We start from the raw sequence: 23,483 nt of genomic DNA, 5'->3' as shown, positions 1-23,483 counted from the left end.
ATATTGGAGGTAAATATTTTGAGTAATTGTGATAGTTGTGCAAGTAAAGGAAAATGTAATTCTAAGGATAGTAATTGTTCTAAGATGAATTGTAAATATGGTAGTATAAAAAATATTATAGGAGTAATAAGTGGTAAAGGTGGAGTTGGAAAATCAACAGTTACAGGTATTCTTGCAGTTAAGCTTGCAAAGGCAGGCTATAAAGTTGGAGTGCTTGATGGTGATATAACAGGTCCATCAATGCCTAGAATATTAGGTATAAGCGATAAGAGAAGCTTAATTGTCCAAAAAGATGGAAGCGAGGAAGTTAAATTTATTCCAGCTGAAACTGAACTTGGAATAAAGGTAATGTCTCTAAATTTAATGATTGAGAGCGAGGATCAGCCAGTTATATGGAGGGGTCCAGTCATAAATAATGTTTTAAATCAAATGTATGTTGACACTGAATGGGGAGAGCTTGATTATCTACTTATCGATATGCCACCGGGAACAGGTGATGTTGCGCTAACTGTTATGCAAAGTATTACACTTGATGGTATGATAATAGTGTCAACACCTCAGGATATGGTATCTATGATAGTAAAAAAAGTAGTTATAATGGCTCAGAAGCTTAACGTTAATATACTTGGTGTTGTAGAAAATATGTCATACATAAAATGTGAAAAATGTGGTGAAAAGATGAGAGTATTTAGTAAAAAATCTGCTGCAGAGCAAGCTAAATATTTGAATTTACCACTACTTACAGAAATGCCAATAGATTTGGATCTTGTAGAAAGTCTAGAGCAAGGTACAGCTGAAAAGTATATATATAACAATGATGAATATGAGGAATTAGTTAAAAAAGCAATTAAATAGAAAAATTATTATTTTATTTAAGATGCCTTAAGAGTAGAAATTAGAATGAAGTTAAATCCATCTTCATTCTAATTTCTACTCTTAATTTTTATCTCTAAAAATTTATATACTGCATCTTAAAGAAAATAACAAGTCCAACTTTCGGCTACTTTTGTGTAATACTTCGTCACCATAGCACGCTAAGACAACCAGTATTAGCGTGCTACAGTTCCTTGCATTACACAAAACTATCTCTCAATTTGGAATTGTTATTTTTTTTAAAATGCTTAAATAAAAAAATAAAAAAGTTCACATACTATAAGGCAAAGGTATATTTATATAAAAGGGAGCAATTGTATGAAAAAAATTAAAGCGAGTATAAAGGTTATAACAGTAATAATTATAATTTTAATAATATATTTTGGCTGTGGTATGATAATTAAATCGAGCAAGAAGGCAAGTGAAGCTAAGAATATTAATATAATGGCAAACTTAAATGATACAGAACTTTCAGAACTTAAGAAGATATGCAAATCGTGGAGTAATAAAAATGGCGTGAAAGTTAATATTGAGAAGATAAATGATATTAATAATGATTTAAATACTTTAAAAAACAATAAAAAGGTCGATATAATACTAGGTATATCTAACGAATATACAGGTATACTTGCAAAAAATAAAATTGTTAGTGAAATTCCCAAAGGTATTATAAAAAATAACGAATATTTAAATAAGGGAATAATAGACGCAGGAAAGTACAAAGGAAAAGAATATGGTGTTCCATTATTTGCAGACACATATGCATTATTTTATAACAAAAGTTTAATACCTAAAGTTGCAGATACATCAGAAAAGTTATTAGAACAAGCAAAAGCAAAAGGATTTGAGTATGATGCTAAAAACCTTTATTATTCTTACGCATTAATTGCATCTAATGGTGGATATATATTTAAAAACAACGATGGTGATTTTGACACTAAAAAAACAGGATTGGGAGATGAGGCGATTCCTGGCCTTAAAGTAATTGAATTTTTAGCTAAAAACAATATTATTGCTGCTAACATAAACAAAAGTACTGCTCTACAGGATTTTAAAAATGGTAAAATAGCCTTTTACGTTGGAGATACAAAGGATTTGGATGAAGCTAGAAAGTCTGGAGTTAATTTTGGAGTTTCTGAACTTCCTACAATTAATGGCAAAGGTGCAAAATCGCTTATGAAAGTTCAAGAAAGCTACGTTTTAAAATCATCTAAGAATGAGAAAAAGAGCTGGGATTTAATTAAATACATACAAAATGATAAAAATTTATCCAGCTTGGTAAAGGTGGATTCAAGATTGCCAGTGAAAAAATCAATTAAATATTCTGATGAAAAGATGAATGCATTTGTAAAACAGCTTAAAAAGTCTGACCCAATACCTGGAATACCAGAAATGGCAGCAGTGTGGAAGGTATCATATAATGCACTTGATCGTATGATTAATGGTAAAATTACAGCAGAAGAAGCAGCTCAAATTATGAAAAACGAATTAGAAAAAGAGATAAATACAATGAGTTAAAAATATTTGGAGGTGATAGTATGATAAATATACCATCACATATTGGAATAGTTATAGACAATTATTCTGATGAAAAATTCTCTAATGAAAGTATAATGTCTTTTATTAATTATGTATACAATATATGTGCAGATATAGGTGTAAAAGAAATTACTTTTTATGGGATGGATAACACTAATGTTGAAGATAATTATTGGCAAAACTTAGCTGTTATAATATCGTATGAATTATTTAAATTAGGTTCAAAATTGCTTGTAGTTGGTAATACAGAATCAGCTAAGTTTCCTTATGAATTACTTTGTTTTGCACAAAAAAGAGCTATAGGTCATGGCTTGAAGGTGAATTTTTTGGTTAATTATAGTATAGAATGGGATTTAGATAATGAGATTTCTAAGCATTATCAGAAAAATGTTTATGATGATGCAGTTAGTAATATAGATTTAATAAGTATATGGGGAAAATCAAAAAAAATTAAAGATTTCTTGCCGATGCAAACATCTTCATCTAATCTATATTTTCAGAAAAAGTTGTATTACAAATTTGAACCATCACAAATTTATGATGCTATTATGCTTAGTAATTAAAAAAATTTAAATTTACTATTGATTATATTTTAAAGTAGGGGTATAATGTATTTAATTTGTTGCATATATATGCAGCTACTATTGAGAAAATGATGATGAAGGGAAGAGTACAGTTAGCAAAGTTTTTAGAGAGTCGGGGATTGCTGGAAACCTGATAACCTAGTTGATTGGAAGAACATCCTGGAGTAGTTAACCCAAATCTATTTGTAGTTTAATTAAAAGCTCACAATAAGAAAGTAGGCTTAAACGGCTGTCCACCGTTAAAAGGAATAAGTATCGGTAGTTTTTATCATTGAGATAAAAGCTTGGACTAAAAATTACCTGTACGGATTAGAGATAGCTTCGGCTAATTAGGGTGGCACCGCGAATATATACGCCCCTATACCAATTTATTGGTATAGGGGCTTTTTGTGTATTATAAATGTATTTAAATTCAACAAAATTGGAGGTTAAAAACATGAAAAAATTGTATGTTAAAGATGTATTAGCTCTTGAAGAAGGAAAAGAAGTAGTTTTAAAAGGTTGGATTCATAAAATCTATGATCTTGGTCATGTTAATTTTATTAAATTAAGAGATAAGACAGGTATTATTCAACTTGTAGCTAGCAAAGAGCAGCTAGAAGGACTTAGAAATGAAATGTCAATAGAAGCAAAAGGAACTATAAGTAAAAATGAAAAAGCACCAGAAGGAATTGAAGTTCAGCTTAAAGAAATTAAAGTAGTTGGTAAGGCTTACTACGACAAATTGCCGTTTGACATAAATGGAAGAAAGACAAATGCAGCACTTGAAACACAGCTTGATCACAGAAACATAAGTTTAAGAGCACCGAAGGTACTTGCTGTTTTTAAAATTCAAGAAGAAATAGGAGAATGCTTTAGAGCATATCTAAGGGCAAATAATTTCACTGAAGTACATACTCCGAAAATACTTGCGTCAGGAACAGAAGGTGGAAGTGAATTATTTACTGTAAATTATTTTGACCATAGAGCATTTTTAGCACAAAGCCCTCAATTTTATAAGCAAATGATGGTTGGCGTTGGATTCGAAAGAGTTTTTGAAGTTGGTCACGCATATAGAGCAGAACTACATAATACCTATAGACATTTAAATGAATATGTAAGTTTAGATGCCGAAATGGGATTTATAGAGGATGAAACTGAAATTATGGACCTTGAAGAAGGCTTTTTAGATTATCTATTTAAGCACCTTAAAGCAAATTGCAAAAGAGAGCTTGAGATGTATGGTATAGAACTTCCGGATAAAGTTGAAATCCCAAGAATTCCACTTTCAGAAGCACAAGAAATAGTTTTTGAAAGGTATGGAAAGAGATCTCCAAAGGGTGATTTAAATGCTGAAGGTGAAAGATTATTTTCTGAGTTTGTTAAAGAGAAATATGGAAGTGATTTTGTATTCTTAACAAAGTATCCTATTTCAAAGAGACCTATGTATACAATGCCAGATTCAGATATAGAAGGGGCAACTAAGAGTTTTGATCTTATATATAAAGGACTTGAAATAACAACAGGCGGACAAAGAATCAATGATTATGATATGTTAATAGAAAATATAAAAAAGTTTGGATTTAAGCCAGAAGAATATGAATTTTATACTGATAATTTTAAATATGGAATGCCTCCTCATGGTGGATTTGCAATAGGACTTGAAAGACTTACAATGCAAATACTAGGACTTGAAAATATAAGAGAAGCATCACTTTTACCAAGGGATATGAAGAGAATAACACCATAAAGGCAGAGTACAAAGTACAGAGTACAGTGAAGGTGGATTTTCCTCCGTTTCACTTCGGAAAACCTGTAAATATAATTTAAAGATTAGGTATAATTGATTGAGAATTGCGAATTATAGTAAATTAACTAAAAATTATATGTCATGAGAAGATTTTAAGAATTCAAAAATTTTAGAATATTAAGTAATGAGGAGTGATTATTTTGGGTGATAAACATGTAGATTTTGATACAGTTAAGTATATTGCAAAACTTGCAAAGCTTAAATTTACGGATGAAGAGGCATTAAAGCTTGCAAAAGAATTTGAAGCAATACTTGGACATTTTGAAACAATAGATAAGGTGGATTTATCAGATATAGATATAAATGAGTTTGATGAGGTAAATACTGAGTTCAGGAAGGATATCCCAGAAACTTATGAGGACAAAAAGAAACTTCTACAAAATGTAAAAACTTTAAGAGATGGTGCAATTGAGGTACCAAAGATAATAGAGTAAGGAGGTTTTATTGTATGGATATATTAGATATGACAGTAGAAGAGCTTAGAACTTCTATTTTAGATAAAAAATTAAAATCAAAAGATATAGTAAAAGCTTATTTTGATAATATAGAAAAAACTGAACCAGAAATAAATGGATATATAACACTATGTGAGGAATATGCACTAAAACAAGCTGAAATTGTGGATAAAAAAATTGAAAATGGGGAAAAAGTGGGTAAACTTGCAGGAATACCTATTGCTATAAAAGACAATATATGTACAGATGGAATAAAAACAACTTGTGCTTCAAAAATGCTTTATGATTTTGTGCCACCTTATGATGCAACAGTAATAAAGAAATTAAAAGAGGAAGATGCTGTAATTATAGGTAAGACTAATATGGACGAATTTGCCATGGGATCTTCTACTGAAAATTCAGCTTTCAAGGTTACTAAGAATCCTGTAGATTTGAGAAGGGTTCCAGGAGGTTCTTCTGGTGGTTCAGCGGCAGTAGTTGCTGCTAAAATGGCACCCATATCACTTGGCTCAGATACAGGTGGTTCAATAAGACAGCCAGCTGCTTTCTGTGGAGTTGTAGGTTTAAAACCAACTTATGGGCTTGTTTCAAGATTTGGACTTATAGCTTTTGGTTCATCACTTGACCAAATTGGACCCTTTGGAAAAACTGTAAAGGACTGTGCAGGGTTACTTCAGGTTATATCAGGAGAAGACAAACTTGATAATACAAGTGTAAAGGGACTTCCAGAAGTTGATTATATGGAAGGCATTGATGATGGAATACAAGGTATGAAAATAGGGATGCCAAAAGAATTCTTTGGAGAAGGACTTGACTCTGAGATTAAGGCAGCGGTACAGGAGACTATTGAAAAGTTAAAGAGTTTAGGTGCTTCAGTTACTGAAATGAGTCTTCCGATAACTGAAGAAGGACTTTCTGCATACTATATAATTTCATCAGCAGAAGCAAGTTCAAACCTTGCAAGATTTGATGGAATAAGGTATGGATATAGAACGGAAAACTATGAAAATGTTTATGATATAATGGAAAACAGCAGAACAGAAGCCTTTGGAGATGAAGTTAAAAGAAGAATAATGCTTGGAACTTATGCACTTTCTTCAGGCTATTATGATGCTTATTATAAAAGAGCACTAAAACTTAAAAAGAAAATAAAAAATCAATTTAAAAAGGCTTTTGAGGAGTATGATCTTATTTTAAGTCCAGTATCTCCAGTACTTCCATTTAAAATAGGAGAAAAGAAGGCAGATCCCTTAGAAATGTATCTTGCAGATATATATACAGTAAATATTAATCTTGCTGGAATACCTGCAATATCAATGCCTTGTGCCAAAAGTAAAGATGGGCTTCCAATAGGAATTCAACTTCTTGGACCACATTTTGGAGAAAAGAAAATATTTAAAGCAGCAAGAGCACTTGAAAAGGAGAGATAGAGATGAGTTACGAAACCATAATTGGTCTTGAAATACATGCCGAATTAAATACAAAAACAAAAATATTTTGCAACTGTTCAACTGAATTTGGAGCAAAACCTAATGAACATACTTGCCCAATATGCATGGGACTTCCAGGAACTCTACCTGTTTTAAATGAAGAAGTAGTTCATCTTGCAGTAAAAGCTGGAAAGGCACTTAATTGCAAAATAAATAAATTAAATAAAATGGATAGAAAGAACTATTTTTATCCAGATCTTCCAAAGGCATATCAGATATCACAATTTGATCTTCCTATATGTGGTAATGGAAGTGTAGAGATACACACAAAAGATGGTGTTAGAAATATAAGACTAAATAGAATACATATAGAAGAAGATGCAGGAAAACTTGTTCACTTAGATTATGAACCATATTCGCTTATAGATTACAACCGTGTTGGTGTTCCTCTTGTAGAAATTGTTACAGAACCAGATATGCGTTCACCAGAAGAAGCTGTTGAATTTATGAAATCTTTAAGGGCTATACTTCAATATGCTAATATTTCTGACTGCCGTATGGATCAAGGGTCAATGAGATGTGATGCAAATATATCACTAAGAGAAGTTGGAAAAGAAGAATACAATACAAAAGTTGAAATAAAGAACATTAACTCCTTTAAAGAGCTTCAAAAAGCACTCGAAAAAGAAGAAAAACGACAAAAAGAACTTTATGATTTTGGAGAGAGTTTTAGAATAAAACAGGAAACAAGAAGATGGGATGCAGGAAAAGGCAAAACTGTAACTATGAGGACAAAAGAAGATGCTAATGACTATAGATATTTTCCAGATCCAGATATAATTCCAATAGTAATAAAAGATGAACTAATTGAAAGTGTACAAAAGGAAATGCCAGAACTTCCTCACGATAGAACTAATAGATTTAAAGAGCAGTATAATCTTACGGATAAAGAAATAGAAATACTTGTAGAAGATAAACCTTTTGCAGATTATTTTGAAAAACTTGTAGCTGTAGGTGCAGATAGCAAAACAGTTTCTAATTGGATGCTTGGAGATATGATTAGGCTAATGAGAGAAACTGAAACAGAAGCTAAAAATATACCAGTATCGGTTGAGCACATGAATGAGCTTCTAAATATGATTAAGAGCAAAGCAATAAGCAATACTGCTGCTAAGGAAGTATTTGAAGAGATGTTTAAAACTTCAAAAGAACCAAAGGCAATAGTTGAAGAAAAGGGGCTATCACAAATAAGTGATACTGGTGCACTAGAAAAGATAGTTGATGAAGTGCTTGCAAACAATGAAAAGTCTGTTACAGATTACAAAGCAGGTAAAGTTCAAGCTATAGGTTACCTTGTTGGTCAGGTAATGAAGGCAAGCAAGGGTAAAGCAAATCCACCTGTGGTTAAAGAAATCATTGAAGGTAAACTGAAGTAATGATAGTACTGTGGGACATTAAATAAAAGCCATAAATCTAAGAGGCTAATTATTAAGAGCACAAGAAATTTTAATAACTCACTTGTAAGATAAGTGGAATTTCTAAGGCTTTTAATAATTAGAACCAAGATTTATTGGCTTTTATTTAAATTGTACGCATTTATACAAAAATGTCTTTTTGCTCTATTATAATAAAATATATTATGAAAGTTGCAAGTAAATATATAAAAGATATTAAGCCACAATATAATATACTATAATTTATACTCATTGGTGCGTCTGTATTAAATAAACCAAGCATACCTATAGGTGAAAAATACTTACTTTTTGAAAAAGTATCACATATGCTTATTAGAATACTTATTGATATAGAAAGCAATGTAAGTATTGATTTGCTTATATTTGTGGTAGAAATTACTGCAACAATACTGGTAAATGCAAGTAATGGTAAGCATCCAATTAAGTATATAACAAATGTATTTAAAATATCGGATAAAGTAATATTTTTTGTTCCGAAAAAAATAGCACCAATAAAGAAACCAAAGATAAAGAGCATGCAAACTATTGTAAATATAGTTATTGCCATGTAAATATATTTACTTAAAGTTAATTCAAATTTACTAATACCAGCTGCTAGTGTAAATTTAGCGTTACCTGATTTATAGTCATATAAAAAAGTATCTATTGCCAAAAAAGAAATTATTATTATTAGAAAAGGAGTTGTTCCTGTAAAAATTGAATCGGTGGAAAATAACTTTAAGAAATTTATAGCATTAATATTTTTTAAAAGAAATTTCATGTGTGGTGGAAAGTATTCACTGCTTGAAGTTAAATCATATCTGTTATTTGTATAATTGTTTCCTACTATAAGAGTCAATATAATTATATATGCTAATATAACATAAAATTTTTTTTCTGAAAATAATTTAACAAATTCATTTTTTACTAGTTTTGATATACTTTTCATATCCAGAAATCCTTTCTTTTTATTATAATAAAGTCAAGCGAGAGAAAAATAACGGAATATATTAATATAGAAATTAAGGAATAATATATATTAATTGAACTTTTGGCAGTAAGAAACATTAAATTTATTATAGTGTAAGTTGGAATTAAAAATTTAATAGTTGTAAATAAATTAGTTATAATGCAAAGTAAGAAGAAAGTTACTATGGATAGTGTAATTGATTTTTGAAATTCATTAAAAATAAGACATATAAATATAGTAAACAAACAAATTGGTAATACTGATATAGAACTGAATATATATTTTGCAAATAAATTTAAATATTCTTTTGAGAATATTCCTAGAAAATTATGTTCAACTAAACCACTAATTATTGAATTTGTTATAAATATTAAAACTATATTTATAATTATAGCTAAAATTATGAAAAATATTTTTCCTAGAAGTATATCAAATTTCTCTATTTTAGATATTAAAGAAAATTTCATTAAACCACTTTCGTAATCTTCAGAAATAATTGATGAAGTTATAACTATAGTTATTATTGGAATTACTAAATTCATAATACCAGATTCTACGTTATAAGGATTTAAAAATAAAGTTATATCTTTAATATAATTAGAATGAGCACTTCCACTAAGTATCCTAATTAAAGTTATAAGTATAACTGAAAAAATAGAAAGAAAAGAGTATATAATAAATTTACCATTAAAATATTTAAGAAATTCATTTTTTAAAATTGCTATCAAATTAATGCACTTCCTTGCCTAATGCGTTAAAAAAGTATGTTTCTAAGTTTTTTTCTTTTTTATCAATAGAAGTAATTTCTATATCGTTTAAGGATAATTCTTTGTTTATTAGACCTATTCTACCTTTTAAGATTTTTATCTGAAGTTTATCATTAAGAGATTTAATTGAATGAACAACTGAAATATTATTAAGTATTAATTTAGCTTTATTTAGAGCTGGAGTACATATTTCGTATTCATCAAATTCGTCAGACAAAAGATCTTTAACAAGACCTTGTTGTACTACTTTGCCTTTATTTATTATAACTACCTTGTTGCAAATTTCTTGAATTTCACTTAATATGTGAGAGCAAATTATAAAAGTGGTATTGTTATTAGAAAGCTTTTTTATTAAATTTCTTATTTCAACAATTCCTGTAGGGTCAAGACCGTTAGTAGGCTCGTCTAGAATTACAATACTAGGTTTATTTATAAATGCTCTTGCGATTGCTAAACGTTGTTTCATTCCTAAAGAATAATTTCTTACTTTTTTATTCTTATCATTTTCTAAACCAACTAATTTTAAAACCTCATTTATCCTGGTAGAAGGTAAATTATATAGATTTTTATATATGCAAAGATTTTTATACCCTGTTAAATAATCGTAAAAACTAGGAGCCTCAATCATTGCACCTATTGAAGAAAGGGCATTTTTTTTATCAGTTTTTATATCATAGTTATTTATTTGTATTTTACCATTCGTAGGTTTTACAAGACCAAGTATCATTTTTATAGTTGTACTTTTTCCGGCACCATTTGGACCTAGAAAGCCATAAATATCACCAGAATTAACTTCAAAATTAATTCCATCCACAAGTTTAATATTATTCTTTTTTTTTACTAAGTTTTCAACTTTGACGACACATTTCATAAAAATTCACTCCTAAATAATATATAATAGTTATGTTATGGTTTTACTTTTTAAAGTTTTTATTTTGCTAAAGCAAATTATAAAAAAAATAAAAATATACATTTTTATTTCTTTTAAACCATCAATTATATTATTGTTGATGTTGAAACCTAAAATAAAGCTTCTATAAATAGAAATTATTTGCGATATAATTAAGTAAAAAATTGATAGTATTGATATTAAAAAATATACTAAATATACAACCTTAAAAGTAGTACGTTTTGACGAATTCTTTAATACTTTAAATGAGTTCTTTCGTAAATTTGGAATTTTTAATATAGTAGATAAAATAAAGTATCCATCCAGTGGTAAAAATGGAACTAGGTTTGTTACTATTAATCCCAAATTACTATAGCAAGAAACTAAAAATATATTATGAATAGTTCCGAAAGTATAGTTCTGTAATATTGCTGATATACAAAAAATTACAAAATTGCAATAAACACCAGATAACCAAAGATATACTCTTTTTTTTCTACTAAGGGTGTAAATACCAGGAATACATATATATATCATTGAATTTACATATAAGTAGAGGGTTAATTTTAAACTTTTTGGTTTAAGAGAAAACCTTGTTGCTATGGTTGCATGGGAAATTTCGTGTAGAATAACACTTATAGTTGTTATAACTGTACAAATAATTAGGCTTATTATTGAAGAATTTACTATTTTAAATAAATTTAAGTTCATCATTTTGTAAAAAACAGGAATAAAATAGTTTATAGATGTTAAAATCACAAATATGGATATTATAAAAAATAATTTTATATATTTAGCAATTAATTTAAAAAAATAAATAGATTTGTCTAATTTTAAAGTTGCAATATTAATTCCATATTTCTCATACTCGTTTTTTTCTAAATTTGCATTACAGGAATTTTCTATAAAACCTGCATTGTTTAATATGTTGTATAATTTATTAGTATCAACGTTTAAATTATTTAAAGTGATAAGCTTTAAATGTATATCATCAATAGTATTTTCTCCATTAAAATATGATATGGCAACCATTATTGAATCTACTAAACTTTTTTTTAATTGAATGTATTTATCTTTTTTTAAGCTTCCAATGCAGTAAATATCTTCATTATTTTTATTTTTAAAAAGAGAATAAGATTTTATATCGGAAACTACAATAGGTTTAAAATCATCCATATAAACAACATCCTTTTAACTTATATTTGCTAGTGAAATTATTAATTGCTCTGATAATTTCTTTTTAAATTCGCAATCTTCATTAGGAGTATTGTATATATCTCCTGTGCTAAAATAATTTGAGCCGAGACAACCAAAGCATAGGGTATTATTAAAGCAATCTTTACATTTGTTTATTTTAAATCTATCCACTTGTTTAATTAATGAAAAATCATCAAATACATTGCCTAGTTTATATTGCTTTACGTTATCTAGCATGAAGCAAGGATAAATATCTCCGTTTACAGATACAGAAAAAGTTGATAAACCAGCATTACAAATATGTTTTGAGGTTGACTTATGTAATAAATCGCTTATCATCCTATCGAGGATCATATAACTATAATTCTGACCTGTCTTACTTTTATAATCAATTATAGCTGGAATGGAATCTATAAATGATTTTTTGTTTTGCAGGTAGAAGTCTTTTGCTTTTTTTGCATTTACAGGCGTTACATGTACATCTTTTATTTGTAATTCATTTTTTAAATATTTAATAATGTCTAAAACTGATAGATTATTATCAACATGATATTGTGTAAAAGTAGATTCTACTGCTTTAATACTATGCGTAAATTTTTTTAATTTAGAAATATTATTTAGTACTATATTAGAACTTCCTATACCATTTTTCAGAATTCGTGTTTTATCATTAATGCTTTTAGGACCATCTAAACTGATGGTTAATTCTAAATTATATTTATTTATAATATCTATAAATCTATCACTAGCACAGGTCCCGTTAGTTACCATACCGATATTGGGTTTAAATTCAATCTGGCCATTAGTGTACTTGTCATTTATATATTTGCCTATAAACTCAACTGCATCTAAATTTAAAGTGGGTTCTCCACCGAATATCTGTATATTAAGTATATTTTTGTATTTATCAAAGAATAAATCCAAAGATTTCTGCATAACTTCATTTGATGAGTTATGTGATTTAGAATTGTTACCACCATTATGCTCATAACAATAAACACAATTTAAATTACATTCACTAGTTACATTTAGTATTAATTTGTATAGGTAATCATTATATTCATCTATTGTATAAGTTAATACTTCTTTGCTTGAATCTGAAACAAATTTTTTTAAATGGTTAAAGTTATCCTCGGTTATTTCATATTTGTCAATTATGTATTTTTTATCTTGGGAATTAATGATGTCAATTATAATTGATTTAGTTGTGGAGTTTATTTTAAAAAATCTTAAGGAATCAGGCAAATACATTATTAAATTATCTTTATTTTCGATAAAATGAATTCTCAATTGGTATACCTTCTTTCTATAAACAAGTACTAAATATTTAAACAGTCTTTTTCATGCAAAAAAAGACTGAAAGAAAAAGATATAGGATAGGAACTAGTGGCAGTGTGCACCAAACCATCCATGAGGGCAGGCAAATCCAAAGCTAGGAGTAACAGCATCCTCTAATAGTTCAACTTCATCCAATTTTACTTCTTCTAAAACTGTTTTATTATCTTCATTATTTTTCATAATTAAACATCTCCTTTTGATAAATCGAAATAAATTAATAACGTTGATTAAAAATTAACAGAAAATGAATCAAAAGAACCTACTATAATTGTGATTAAATATAAATTCAGAAATAATAGCAGGCTCTGAAAATTAAAGATTGTCCAATTTTAGTTTTTACAAAATTATGTTAGAGTATCCATTATATTTAATTGGCAATCAGTCAACTATGCAATAAACTTACATATTAGTGACAGTATCCACCGAACCATCCATGAGGACAGCCGAATCCAAAGCTAGGAGTAACAGCATCTTCTAACAATTCAACTTCATCTAATTTCACTTCTTCTAAAACTGTTTTATTATCTTCGTTACTTTTCATGGTTAATCACCTCCTTATCTAAAAAGTTTAAAAGTAAAGTTTATAATAAAAATGCTGAAATGATTTGTAGTAAATTCAATTAGGATTAATATAATACTGTTCAAGTATAGATAAATACAAGTAAATGAATTTATTACCATTTATGAAAGAAATAAGCTTTACAATCTTTATAATACCATTATGTAAAAAAAAGTCAATAACTAATTATAATATAGAAAGTTAAAAAATATAATTAACAACGCATTTGCATTGCATAGCCAAATGTCACTAATATCTAATAAGTTTTTACGTAAGTATGCATGATTTACAGTTTACTTCGTCATATTTTATTTATAGAAAATCCTATAAATTATATAAAAATGTAAAGCGAAATATTGACTTTGCTATTATATGTAAATATAATGTAATTATTCAATATATTTATAGGAGTGGTAATTATGAAGAGTAATAGAATAATACTTATACTTACAGCGGTTTGCTGTATTACTGCAAGTTTTTATGGGACAAGCAACATCAAGGCAAAAAATATTCAGGATGGAAAGAAAAGTGTTGCAGCAGTTAAGCAATCAGTAGATATTAAATCAGATAAAAGCAAGTTGATTGATTTAATTGCAAATGGTTCAAACAGAGTAATTGGTAAGGGCGTTGGATTCGATGGAGATGAAATAGGTAACAAAACAGGTAAGATTAGATATGATTGGGAAAGTGGAGGAAGAGATCATACACATCAGTTTATTGTTGCTAATGCAATAGATTGCATAGAAAACGATAAGGGTGATAGCGCTGCTGGAGATTTGATTAATTATTCTGATACGATTTTGGAATATGCGGATATGCCAGATATTGATGAAAAGGGATTTCCACCTTTTGCAGCACATTTTTATAATCCATATACAGGTGAAAACTATATAGGTGGCACAAGTGATACAGCACTCACAGAATTTATTAAACATGCTAATAATGCAGTAAACAATTTTCCTAAGGATAAAACATATGCAATGCAGGAACTTGGAAGAGCATGCCATTATTTAGGCGACATGAATGAACCTCACCATGCAGCTAACTTAGTAGCAGGACTTTCAACACATTCACAGTATGAAAAATGGGCTGATTCCCATAGATGTAATTATGAAGTGAAAAGCTCAAGATACTATTCTTCATGGGAAAGAGGCGGTTTTGATGATGATTGTAAACATAATGCAGTTTGGGATGCAGAGCAAGCGTATTCACATAAAGATGATGTTAATTCTTTTATAGATATGTCTAAATGGGATTCTGCAACTAAAGCATGTTTAGATGATGCACAAGAAGATACAGCAGGCTTCTTATATAGATTTTTAGTTGAAGTAGGGGAGGAAAATAATTAATAAGGTGAGAAGATGGAGGAGTATTTGTATTTTACCAGAGATACTAGGGTATTAACTAATACAAACAGAGTTATTTTAATTAATAGAAATAACGGAAGGAAATTAAAAATTACCAAAGAATGTTATGACATACTATCCAATATTTCAAAAGAAAAAATATCACTACAACAAATATTAGATGATTTTCAAGAAGAAGAGGATAAGGATTACTTTAATAAGTTAATAAAAATATTGAAAGATTATGATATCTTAAGTGACAAGTTTTTAAATAAAGAAAGTCGTAAAATTGAAAAGGTTATGTTTAAGATAACCAATAAATGTAATTTAAAATGTTATCATTGTTCTGTTGATGCTAAGGTTGATAGCAATATTAAGGAAATTGATTTTGAAGATATAAAAAGAATTATTGACATATTGGTGCAAGAAAACCCAAAGCTTTTGGTATTTACAGGTGGTGAGCCATTAGTTAGAAAAGACATATTTGATATACTTGATTATTGCAAAAGTGTATATAGAGGATCAATTCAACTTATGACTAATGGCACCTTGATAAATGAAGAAAATGTAAAAAAAATAGTAAGTTGTGTTGATGACATTGATATAAGTATTGATGGAATTGACGAGAAATCATGCTCTTTGATAAGAGGAAAAGGCGTTTTTGAAAAGGTGATTAGTTCTGTTAGATTATTAAAAAAATTTGATTTTAATAGGATATCATTATCAATGGTGCAAGTGAAAAGCACTGAAGCCTTAGTAGAAAAGTTTTACGAATTAAATAGAGAATTAGGTACAAGACCAATGATAAGGGCATTTGCGGACATTGGAAGAGGAAAAAAGAATAAAGATTTATTTAGAAGTGATGATGAGGATGTTCAAGCATTAAATTCATTTGAAAATAATAATTTTGAAAAAGTAAGATTAAATAAGTTTTTTTATAAATTAAAAACTTGTACTTGCGGAGCTGGAAAAAGGGAAATAATGATTAATGAATTTGGGGACGTATATCCCTGTGTGTTATTAAATTTAGATAAGTATAAAATTTGTAATATATTAGATTTGAAAAATATGAGTGAATTAAATGAAAAACTAAATCATAATTGTACAAGCCTTAACAATATACAACCAGATAATTATAAAAGGTGCAAGGATTGCAATGTAAATTTATTTTGCTGGGGATGTATTGAGGAATTGGATAGACTGTCTAGAGAAACTAAGAGATTTGAAAGAAGATGTAAAGTTAATAAAGGAAAATTACAAGAGGCAGTTTGGAACATTTAAATTTGAATTAGTGTCAACTTTTCTATAATGCTAATTTATATATTAAATGCAAAGGGGGGATTTATTATGTTAAAGGTTAAAAAGTTAACAGAAAAAATAGAGTTAGAAGATGTAAAAGCAGATGGATGGATAGATGGACCTTGTAATTCAGATTGTTGGGCAATAAGAAGTTGGTCAGGAAATAGTAATAGTAGTAGAGAAGATGGGTGTGAAGCAAACTATGGTTGGACTCCTGAAACTACTACATGGTGGTAAAAAATAGTGCTAATAAGTTAAATCTTCACATAAAAAAGTATATTACGGATAAGTAGTGTTTGATTTACAATTAATTATTTAAATGTTTTATTATGGAATAGTTGACATTAATATAAATTACAGCTTAAATAATATTATAGGGGTGAGATAAAAGCATGGATATGCATGAAAGCATTGCAGTTGCAATTATTGATAGTGGAATTGCAAGAGATATATCCATTTTTCAAAATAAAATTATTGGTGGGTTTAGTATATTTGAGAATGATAATAAAATCTTATTTGATGATAAATATGATGATTCTAATGGTCATGGTACTGCTTGTGCCTATACTATAAGCAAGCAGTGTAAATATGCAAAATTCTTTATCATAAAAATTCTAAATACTAATGGGGTATCAAGCTCAAAAAAGCTTTTAGAGGCTCTTAAGGCATTGAAAAATATTAATGTAAAGATAATAAATTTAAGTTTATCCACCCTGAATAATGAATATAGAAAAGAGTTATTTGATATTTGTGAAGAGCTAAAGCAGCAAGGCAAAATAATAGTAAATTCACTTAGAAATAATTCGAGATATAGTTTTCCAACAATGTTTTCTAGTGTTATTGGAGTCAAAGGAGTAAGTTTCCTTACTGAAAAAGAATACTGGTTTGATTCTAAAAAGCAAGTACAATGTTTAGTAGACAATACTCCAATTATATATGATAAAAACTGTAGGGAACATGACATTTTTTACGGTAATAGTAAGAGCACTGCATTGTTTACTGGTATACTATGTGGTTTGTTATTAAATAACAAGGTTAATACTTTTGATGAAGCTGTCAAATTAATTAAAGAAAATGCTATAAGAAGTAAATGGAATAATATAAAAAAATTAAATGTACTAATCAATAGAGAAGTTCATGAAAGCTATAAAGAATTTACAAAGGAACAAGGTAGTAAAATAATAAATATTTTAAAGGAACAACTAAAATGTGAACAAATGGAAGATAATATGTTTTATAAATATAATTTAATAGATCCTATAATAGGTCTTAATGCTTCTAATATTATTAGTGTAATTAAGAGCATTGAAAACCAATGTAATATAAAATTGGATTATGAAAAAATAAGTGGAAGAGATTTTATTAGTATATATGATTTGCTTTATATGATTCATAATAATCAGGAATAAGGAGTAAGTAATGAAAAAAGGTAAGTTATTAATACGCTTTATCAAAGAGTTTATACTTCCAATGAAAAAGCAAATTATTATTTATTGTTTTTTTATGATTTTTGCTTCTTTAGGAGAATTATTTATACCAATGGGGGTTCAGCTAGCAATTGATAAAGGTATAGGAAATAAAAATATCAAATTGTTATTTACATATATAGTAGTTATACTTGTAGTTGCCTTTTTAACTGTTTTAATTAAGTATGTTCAAAATTACAAGATAACGCAATTGGTTAAAACTATAAGCTTTAATATAAAAAATAAAATTTTTAAAGGCTTACAAGAATATAATTTAGAGTTTTTTTCAAAACATAAAGCAGGAGAGATTACGTCTATAATTGAAAGAGATGTGGAACAAATAGAGGGGCTAGCAACAACTACATTTTTAGTGGTTGTTGTAAAGAGCTTTACATTAATTGCACTGCTAGTTACGATGTTTTTAATTGAATGGAAGGTTTCTATTTATGTAATTGTTGTAAGCCCTATGATGGTTTATCTTCAATACAGCATAGGAAATAAGTTGACAAGTAAAATTTCAAAATTAAGACAAGCTGTTGGAGAGATAAATGATTTTACTCAAGAATCCATAGAAAATATAAATGATGAGCAGTTGCTTGACTATACATCAGTTATTAATAATAAATATGAAAAAAAGCAAATAGATCTTATAAATAAAAATGTTGATATTACTAAAATATCTGGACTAATTTCTGTGGCAGGTCAATTGATAAATATACTAGGAATAGTCATAATACTGCTTTTTAGTGGAATTGATATTTTGAATCACAAGATGAGTGTTGGATATATAATGTCACTTATCATATATGTTCAAAGAGCATATGATCCATTATTACAAATTATGCAATCAGTAATGCAAATACAAAATAGTAATGCTATTTTAGAGAGAGTGTATTCATTAATTGATGTTGAAAATAAAATTAAAGATGGAAGCTTTGAAGGTAAAAGTAATTTAAGAGGTGAAATACATATAAAAAATTTAAAATTTAGTTACGATGAGAAGAAAGTATTTGATAATTTATGCATGCATATATGCTATGGAAAATTTGTGGGAATAGTTGGTGAGAATGGTACAGGGAAATCAACTATTGCAAGAATTCTTACTAGAATTTGTGAACCTGAACGCGGAGAAATATTATTTGATGGGGTTGATATTAGAAAGTATAAATTAAAATATTTAAGAGAACAAGTATTATATATACCGTCAAATACTTATATATTTACTGGAACAATAAAAGAAAATATATTACTTAATAAGGATAATGAAAAATTTGACATGGATAAGCTTTATAAAATAGTAGAGTTAGTTGGTCTAAAAGATGATATATGCGCTATGGAAAAAGGTTTTGATACTATTTTAACACCACATGCAGTAAATTTATCTACAGGTCAATGTCAAAAGCTATCATTAGCTAGAGCGTTAGTAAAAAATCCATCAATTTTAATTCTAGATGAACCAACAGCAGCCCTTGATTTAAATATGGAAAAGGATATAGCAAATACATTGAAAACTGCTTTTGAAGGAAAAACAGTTATTATTATAACTCATAGAACCGAATTGCTAAAAATATGTGATGTTACGTATTTAATCAATAAGAATGAAAATAAATTGGTTAGAAGGCTGGAGATAACTGATGTTAATAAGCTTAAAGTTAACTGATAATTGTAATTTAAAGTGCAGTTATTGTTATGAAGGAGAACATAATAACGGTACTAATATGAAACTTAGTACAGTAAATTCAATCCTAAATTTTATTGAGAGATATTGTAGGCTTAAAAATAAAGATAAACAGATTATTATAGGACTTTATGGAGGGGAACCTCTTTTAAAATTTGATTTAATAAAATATTTTATAGACAAAATGAAAGAGATAGAGGAAGAATATTGCCTAGATGTTAATTATATAATGACAACTAATGGTACCTTACTAACAAATGAGGTAATTGATTATATAAAGGAGAATGATATAGCATTATCTTTAAGCATTGATGGACTACCTAAAATTCAAAATAAGAATAGAAAAACAATAGATGGAGGAAGCACATCTAATATTATTGAAGACAAGCTATCATATTTAATTGAAAATATGCCAGAGGTTATAGCAAGAATGACCTATACGCCTAAGACTGTATCATTTTTAGCAGAAGGAATAAGTTATTTAATTAATGCTGGCTTTAAAAATATAAAACCTGTACCGGATTTTTTTGATAATACCTGGGATAATCAAGATGTTGAAGTATTGATGGAACAGTTGAAAATTACCATGAAAATTGTAGAACAAAATAAAAATATTAAACTTATGATTTCTAATTTACAAAATCCATTAAGAAAATGCAGTAAGTGCAAAGGCGGAATTAGCCAGTTCTATATTGCCACTAATGGAGATGTATATCCGTGTAGCTACGTAATTGGAGAAAAAAATTTTTTGATTGGTAATGTAGAAAATATTGAAGAGTTTAAAGAAGAGAGAAACATGAATAAAAATTACGATTTTAAATTATGCAAGGGATGTACTTATTTTCAATACTGTGATGCTAGTAAGTGTATATATATTAACTACAAAATGACTGGTAAGGAAGATGAACCGACAGGCTTTTTTTGTAGGTACCAACAATTAATTTATAGTATGAGAATGTGAATATAGATAAACCAGTTCAACTACTAAAATGAATTTGCATCAAAATGCCCAGAAGATGGCATTTGGATACAAATTAATTTTAAAGTTTCAAGTGGTTTATCTTTACGAGGAGAACAATTATGGAAATTAAAATAGATAATTTATTTAAAAAGTATAAGGATGTTAATGTTTTAAAAGGAATTAATTTAGAAATTAAAAATGGTATGTTCGGTCTATTGGGACCTAATGGAGCTGGTAAAACCACATTAATTAGAATATTAACTACATTGATTCCGCAAACCAGTGGGAAGGTTGAGATAAATGGGATAGATGTAAGACAAAAAAAAGAAGTTAGAAAAATTATAGGATATTTGCCGCAGGAATTTTCTTTTTATCCAGAAATGACTGTTACGGAGTGTATGGATTATTTAGCAATTTTAAGTGGTATTAAAAATAGAAAAAACAGGATTGAAAAAGTAAAAGAATTGTTGGAAAAAGTAAATCTTTTAGAACAAAAAGATAAAAGATGTAAATCTCTATCAGGTGGAATGAAAAGGAGACTTGGGATAGCACAGGCAATGCTTAACAATCCAAAAGTATTAATTGTAGATGAACCTACTGCAGGGTTAGATCCAGAAGAACGAATTAGATTAAGGAATTTACTAAGTGACTTTTCAAAGGATAAAATAGTTATATTGTCAACACATATTGTTGAGGATATTGAGTATACTTGTGAGAATATAGCAATATTAAATAAAGGACAAGTCATTTATTTGGGTAATGCAAGTTCACTTATAAAAAAGGCAGAGGGTAAGATATGGTCCATAGAATTTAAAAATAATAAATTTGAAGAAGTAAAGAAAAAGTATACTTTAATTTCATCTATATATGATAAAGAAAATGTTAAAGTAAGAATATTATCAGAAAAAAAGCCTATGGAAGAAGCAGTAACTGTTAAACCAACCATGGAAGATGCATATATGCAGTTAATCAAGGGGTGATAAATATGTTTTTTGATTTATTTAAGAAAGAATGCAAATATTATTTAAAAAACCCAATATACTATTTTTTTATAGCTGTAACTGTAATATTTTATATTATGCAGGTAGCACCAAAAAGCATTAACGAAAGCTATAAACCAAAGCAAGGTGATCAAAGAACATATATTGCGTATACAATTAAGGACGAAAGAAAAATTATTAATATTATTTTAGAAGAATTACAGGGAATAACTTCACGAGAAAATGTATTGAAGATAGGATTTGTTTTAAATACTAGCCAAAGTATCACGGGAGATGAAAAACAGTATGTAGATAATAGTATTAAGGATATTAATAAAGTTCTTAAAGAGCTAAATGATAAGAAAATATCAAAGGAAAATGCATTAAATGAGGTATTATTAATTGGAGAAAAAGTTGACGTGAAATTGGGCGGAAACACTGAGCTAGCTTCAAAAAATAGCTATCTTTTATTAAATGCTAAAGATAGCTATAAAGAATCTATGAATGAGTGGAATGATATATTAAAAAAAGATCATATTACAAATGCTGTTGGAAGATATTTTGCTGATTGTATGGGGATAGTAGCTGGGATTTTTCCTATATTTTTAGCTGCTTTTTTTATTTTAAGAGAAAAAGCAAATCAAATTTATGAAATAGTATATACCAAAAGTATTTCCTCCTTGGAGTACATACTATCAAAGTTTACAGCATTATTTTTTCAAATATTTATTGTATTTATGATTTTAGCTGCACATTGTACTATTTTTTATTATTTTATTTGTAGAAAAAATAATTATATATATGAATCGTCATCGTTTTTTAAGTATACGATATTTTGGATATGTCCAACCATATTATTATGTTTATCCATTGGACTATTTATATCAACTATAACAGAAAAAAGGATTATAGCCGTGGCTATTCAATTAATTTGCTGGTTTATAAGTATAATGCCAAGTGTTGGAGATTACCGATTATTTAAAATTTTTATTCGTTTTAATCAGCTTGGAGGATATGACAATTATATTAAGTGGCTTCCAAGTATAATAATTAATAGAATATTTTTTGTGATAATATCTATATTTTTAATTGTTATGTCAATATATATATTTGATAAAAAGAGAGGAAATGTAAATGGAAGCTTTAAGCAATTACTATAAAATTGTTAAATGTAATATTAAATTATTAAGAGTGCCAATTGGAATTAGTTTGATTTATGTATTGCTTAGCAAATTATTTTTTGATTTTAAAATGCAAAATGCTTCTTATGTAAGTAGCTTTTGTGAAATGTATTTATCAGTTGTTGGTATTTTTATATTTAATGGACTTATAATGATTGAAGAAGAGAATAGAATTCAGGAAATTTGTTATATTAAGCCAATTAGTCAGTTTAAAATAGTTATAATTAGAGTAGGTATAATGATTTTTACTAATGTATTGCTGTTTGGTTTGATACTAGCTTATGTTAAATATGAACAAGCACAAATAAGAATTATTTATTTTCTAGTAGGTGCTTTTATCACAGCATTATTTTTAGGTACTATTGAAATGACTGTTTCTACAATATTTAAAAATAACATATTAGGGTTATGCTGCTCTATATTTATATATATTATAAATTTTTTTGGTGGAGAAAAATTATTAGGCAAATTATATCTATTTACATTAATAAATAATCATTATGAACGCAAATTAATTTTTTTAATTATAAGTATTGTGTTGTTGGTTGCAAATGTTCTATATTTAAAAAAGAAATTTTAATAAAATAAGCTATTTATTTCCTATAAGATTTATGAGAAATAAGGCATCTTAAAGAAAATAAAAAGCCCAACTTTCGGCTAGTTTTGCGTAATACTTCGTTAGCATAGCACGCTAAGACAACCAGTATTAACGAGTTATACCTCCTCGT

General features: G+C 27.9%; 23 protein-coding genes and 1 other annotated feature. Of the genes, 16 read left to right on the top strand and 7 right to left on the bottom strand.

Going from position 1 to position 23,483, the window contains the following annotated elements:
• Nucleotides 1-18: 18 nt before the first annotated feature.
• The 7 genes from CUEA01_RS18595 to gatB all read left to right on the top strand — a co-directional run bounded on the left by CUEA01_RS18595 (nt 19) and on the right by gatB (nt 8,106).
• Complete coding sequence (locus CUEA01_RS18595; protein ID WP_234123423.1) at nt 19-855, top strand: Mrp/NBP35 family ATP-binding protein; 837 nt, start codon at nt 19-21, stop codon at nt 853-855.
• A gap of 336 nt (nt 856-1,191) precedes the next feature.
• On the top strand, nt 1,192-2,391 hold the full coding sequence (locus CUEA01_RS18590; RefSeq protein WP_234123422.1) for a sugar ABC transporter substrate-binding protein: 1,200 nt from the start codon (nt 1,192-1,194) through the stop codon (nt 2,389-2,391).
• 20 nt (nt 2,392-2,411) lie between these two features.
• Nucleotides 2,412-2,975 carry an undecaprenyl diphosphate synthase family protein gene (locus CUEA01_RS18585; protein ID WP_234123421.1) on the top strand — a complete coding sequence of 188 codons (564 nt, stop codon included), beginning with the start codon at nt 2,412-2,414 and terminating at the stop codon, nt 2,973-2,975.
• Between the two features lie 86 nt (nt 2,976-3,061).
• Nucleotides 3,062-3,359 (top strand) — a binding site (T-box leader).
• A gap of 73 nt (nt 3,360-3,432) precedes the next feature.
• On the top strand, nt 3,433-4,725 hold the full coding sequence (gene aspS, locus CUEA01_RS18580; RefSeq protein WP_234123420.1) for an aspartate--tRNA(Asn) ligase: 1,293 nt from the start codon (nt 3,433-3,435) through the stop codon (nt 4,723-4,725).
• 200 nt (nt 4,726-4,925) lie between these two features.
• Nucleotides 4,926-5,219, top strand: a complete 294-nt coding sequence (gatC, locus tag CUEA01_RS18575) for an Asp-tRNA(Asn)/Glu-tRNA(Gln) amidotransferase subunit GatC (protein ID WP_234123419.1) — start codon at nt 4,926-4,928, stop codon at nt 5,217-5,219.
• Between the two features lie 14 nt (nt 5,220-5,233).
• Nucleotides 5,234-6,670 carry an Asp-tRNA(Asn)/Glu-tRNA(Gln) amidotransferase subunit GatA gene (gatA, locus tag CUEA01_RS18570; RefSeq protein WP_234123418.1) on the top strand — a complete coding sequence of 479 codons (1,437 nt, stop codon included), beginning with the start codon at nt 5,234-5,236 and terminating at the stop codon, nt 6,668-6,670.
• Between the two features lie 2 nt (nt 6,671-6,672).
• Nucleotides 6,673-8,106, top strand: coding sequence for an Asp-tRNA(Asn)/Glu-tRNA(Gln) amidotransferase subunit GatB (gene gatB, locus CUEA01_RS18565; protein WP_234123417.1), 1,434 nt, complete (start codon nt 6,673-6,675; stop codon nt 8,104-8,106).
• Between the two features lie 160 nt (nt 8,107-8,266).
• On the opposite strand, the gene CUEA01_RS18560 is transcribed toward gatB, so the two are convergent.
• The 7 genes from CUEA01_RS18560 to CUEA01_RS24990 all read right to left on the bottom strand — a co-directional run bounded on the left by CUEA01_RS18560 (nt 8,267) and on the right by CUEA01_RS24990 (nt 13,826).
• Entirely contained in the window at nt 8,267-9,073 is an 807-nt protein-coding gene (locus CUEA01_RS18560) for an ABC transporter permease subunit (protein ID WP_234123416.1), read from the bottom strand.
• Nucleotides 9,070-9,822 carry an ABC transporter permease gene (locus CUEA01_RS18555; protein ID WP_234123415.1) on the bottom strand — a complete coding sequence of 251 codons (753 nt, stop codon included), beginning with the start codon at nt 9,820-9,822 and terminating at the stop codon, nt 9,070-9,072. The genes CUEA01_RS18560 and CUEA01_RS18555 overlap by 4 nt, the downstream gene beginning before the upstream one ends.
• Nucleotide 9,823: 1 nt before the next feature.
• A complete protein-coding gene (locus CUEA01_RS18550; RefSeq protein ID WP_235699980.1) occupies nt 9,824-10,732 on the bottom strand; it encodes an ABC transporter ATP-binding protein in 909 nt (302 codons plus the stop codon).
• Nucleotides 10,733-10,762: 30 nt separating this feature from the next.
• Nucleotides 10,763-11,926: a zinc metalloprotease gene (locus tag CUEA01_RS18545; protein WP_234123414.1), complete on the bottom strand. Its 1,164-nt coding sequence runs from the start codon at nt 11,924-11,926 to the stop codon at nt 10,763-10,765.
• Between the two features lie 15 nt (nt 11,927-11,941).
• Complete coding sequence (locus CUEA01_RS18540; RefSeq protein WP_234123413.1) at nt 11,942-13,237, bottom strand: radical SAM/SPASM domain-containing protein; 1,296 nt, start codon at nt 13,235-13,237, stop codon at nt 11,942-11,944.
• 93 nt (nt 13,238-13,330) lie between these two features.
• Nucleotides 13,331-13,465, bottom strand: coding sequence for a hypothetical protein (locus CUEA01_RS24995; RefSeq protein WP_268906363.1), 135 nt, complete (start codon nt 13,463-13,465; stop codon nt 13,331-13,333).
• 226 nt (nt 13,466-13,691) lie between these two features.
• Nucleotides 13,692-13,826, bottom strand: a complete 135-nt coding sequence (locus CUEA01_RS24990; RefSeq protein ID WP_268906362.1) for a hypothetical protein — start codon at nt 13,824-13,826, stop codon at nt 13,692-13,694.
• A 437-nt stretch (nt 13,827-14,263) separates the two neighbouring features.
• Here CUEA01_RS24990 and CUEA01_RS18535 point away from each other — a divergent pair, with 437 nt between their 5' ends.
• The 9 genes from CUEA01_RS18535 to CUEA01_RS18495 all read left to right on the top strand — a co-directional run bounded on the left by CUEA01_RS18535 (nt 14,264) and on the right by CUEA01_RS18495 (nt 23,335).
• Nucleotides 14,264-15,193 carry a zinc dependent phospholipase C family protein gene (locus CUEA01_RS18535; RefSeq protein ID WP_234123412.1) on the top strand — a complete coding sequence of 310 codons (930 nt, stop codon included), beginning with the start codon at nt 14,264-14,266 and terminating at the stop codon, nt 15,191-15,193.
• A 24-nt stretch (nt 15,194-15,217) separates the two neighbouring features.
• Nucleotides 15,218-16,471: a radical SAM/SPASM domain-containing protein gene (locus tag CUEA01_RS18530; RefSeq protein WP_234123411.1), complete on the top strand. Its 1,254-nt coding sequence runs from the start codon at nt 15,218-15,220 to the stop codon at nt 16,469-16,471.
• Nucleotides 16,472-16,537: 66 nt separating this feature from the next.
• Nucleotides 16,538-16,726 carry a hypothetical protein gene (locus tag CUEA01_RS18525; protein ID WP_234123410.1) on the top strand — a complete coding sequence of 63 codons (189 nt, stop codon included), beginning with the start codon at nt 16,538-16,540 and terminating at the stop codon, nt 16,724-16,726.
• A 155-nt stretch (nt 16,727-16,881) separates the two neighbouring features.
• Nucleotides 16,882-17,898 carry a S8 family serine peptidase gene (locus tag CUEA01_RS18520; protein ID WP_234123409.1) on the top strand — a complete coding sequence of 339 codons (1,017 nt, stop codon included), beginning with the start codon at nt 16,882-16,884 and terminating at the stop codon, nt 17,896-17,898.
• 10 nt (nt 17,899-17,908) lie between these two features.
• On the top strand, nt 17,909-19,615 hold the full coding sequence (locus CUEA01_RS18515) for an ABC transporter ATP-binding protein (RefSeq protein WP_234123408.1): 1,707 nt from the start codon (nt 17,909-17,911) through the stop codon (nt 19,613-19,615).
• Nucleotides 19,590-20,594, top strand: a complete 1,005-nt coding sequence (locus CUEA01_RS18510) for a radical SAM/SPASM domain-containing protein (RefSeq protein WP_234123407.1) — start codon at nt 19,590-19,592, stop codon at nt 20,592-20,594. Before CUEA01_RS18515 ends, CUEA01_RS18510 begins: the two co-directional genes overlap by 26 nt.
• A 119-nt stretch (nt 20,595-20,713) precedes the next feature.
• Nucleotides 20,714-21,574, top strand: coding sequence for an ABC transporter ATP-binding protein (locus CUEA01_RS18505; protein ID WP_234123406.1), 861 nt, complete (start codon nt 20,714-20,716; stop codon nt 21,572-21,574).
• A 5-nt stretch (nt 21,575-21,579) separates the two neighbouring features.
• Nucleotides 21,580-22,734, top strand: a complete 1,155-nt coding sequence (locus CUEA01_RS18500; RefSeq protein ID WP_234123405.1) for an ABC transporter permease — start codon at nt 21,580-21,582, stop codon at nt 22,732-22,734.
• Nucleotides 22,709-23,335 carry a hypothetical protein gene (locus tag CUEA01_RS18495; RefSeq protein ID WP_234123404.1) on the top strand — a complete coding sequence of 209 codons (627 nt, stop codon included), beginning with the start codon at nt 22,709-22,711 and terminating at the stop codon, nt 23,333-23,335. Before CUEA01_RS18500 ends, CUEA01_RS18495 begins: the two co-directional genes overlap by 26 nt.
• Nucleotides 23,336-23,483 lie beyond the last annotated feature (148 nt).

The sequence above is a fragment of the Clostridium hydrogenum genome (assembly GCF_021432385.1).
In the GTDB taxonomy this organism is placed as follows: Bacteria; Bacillota; Clostridia; order Clostridiales; family Clostridiaceae; genus Clostridium_S; species Clostridium_S hydrogenum.
Note: the sequence above shows the minus strand (reverse complement) of the source record. Positions and strands in the feature narration are given on the sequence as shown.

Bases quoted from the DNA above. Each gene is read 5' to 3' on its own strand.
- CUEA01_RS18590 (WP_234123422.1), top strand. From the start codon at position 1,192: ATGAAAAAAATTAAAGCGAGTATAAAGGTTATAACAGTAATAATTATA.
- CUEA01_RS18585 (WP_234123421.1), top strand. From the start codon at position 2,412: ATGATAAATATACCATCACATATTGGAATAGTTATAGACAATTATTCT.
- aspS (WP_234123420.1), top strand. From the start codon at position 3,433: ATGAAAAAATTGTATGTTAAAGATGTATTAGCTCTTGAAGAAGGAAAA.
- gatA (WP_234123418.1), top strand. From the start codon at position 5,234: ATGGATATATTAGATATGACAGTAGAAGAGCTTAGAACTTCTATTTTA.
- gatB (WP_234123417.1), top strand. From the start codon at position 6,673: ATGAGTTACGAAACCATAATTGGTCTTGAAATACATGCCGAATTAAAT.
- CUEA01_RS18560 (WP_234123416.1), bottom strand. From the start codon at position 9,073: ATGAAAAGTATATCAAAACTAGTAAAAAATGAATTTGTTAAATTATTT.
- CUEA01_RS18550 (WP_235699980.1), bottom strand. From the start codon at position 10,732: ATGAAATGTGTCGTCAAAGTTGAAAACTTAGTAAAAAAAAAGAATAAT.
- CUEA01_RS18545 (WP_234123414.1), bottom strand. From the start codon at position 11,926: ATGGATGATTTTAAACCTATTGTAGTTTCCGATATAAAATCTTATTCT.
- CUEA01_RS24995 (WP_268906363.1), bottom strand. From the start codon at position 13,465: ATGAAAAATAATGAAGATAATAAAACAGTTTTAGAAGAAGTAAAATTG.
- CUEA01_RS24990 (WP_268906362.1), bottom strand. From the start codon at position 13,826: ATGAAAAGTAACGAAGATAATAAAACAGTTTTAGAAGAAGTGAAATTA.
- CUEA01_RS18535 (WP_234123412.1), top strand. From the start codon at position 14,264: ATGAAGAGTAATAGAATAATACTTATACTTACAGCGGTTTGCTGTATT.
- CUEA01_RS18525 (WP_234123410.1), top strand. From the start codon at position 16,538: ATGTTAAAGGTTAAAAAGTTAACAGAAAAAATAGAGTTAGAAGATGTA.
- CUEA01_RS18520 (WP_234123409.1), top strand. From the start codon at position 16,882: ATGGATATGCATGAAAGCATTGCAGTTGCAATTATTGATAGTGGAATT.
- CUEA01_RS18515 (WP_234123408.1), top strand. From the start codon at position 17,909: ATGAAAAAAGGTAAGTTATTAATACGCTTTATCAAAGAGTTTATACTT.
- CUEA01_RS18510 (WP_234123407.1), top strand. From the start codon at position 19,590: ATGTTAATAAGCTTAAAGTTAACTGATAATTGTAATTTAAAGTGCAGT.
- CUEA01_RS18505 (WP_234123406.1), top strand. From the start codon at position 20,714: ATGGAAATTAAAATAGATAATTTATTTAAAAAGTATAAGGATGTTAAT.
- CUEA01_RS18500 (WP_234123405.1), top strand. From the start codon at position 21,580: ATGTTTTTTGATTTATTTAAGAAAGAATGCAAATATTATTTAAAAAAC.
- CUEA01_RS18495 (WP_234123404.1), top strand. From the start codon at position 22,709: ATGGAAGCTTTAAGCAATTACTATAAAATTGTTAAATGTAATATTAAA.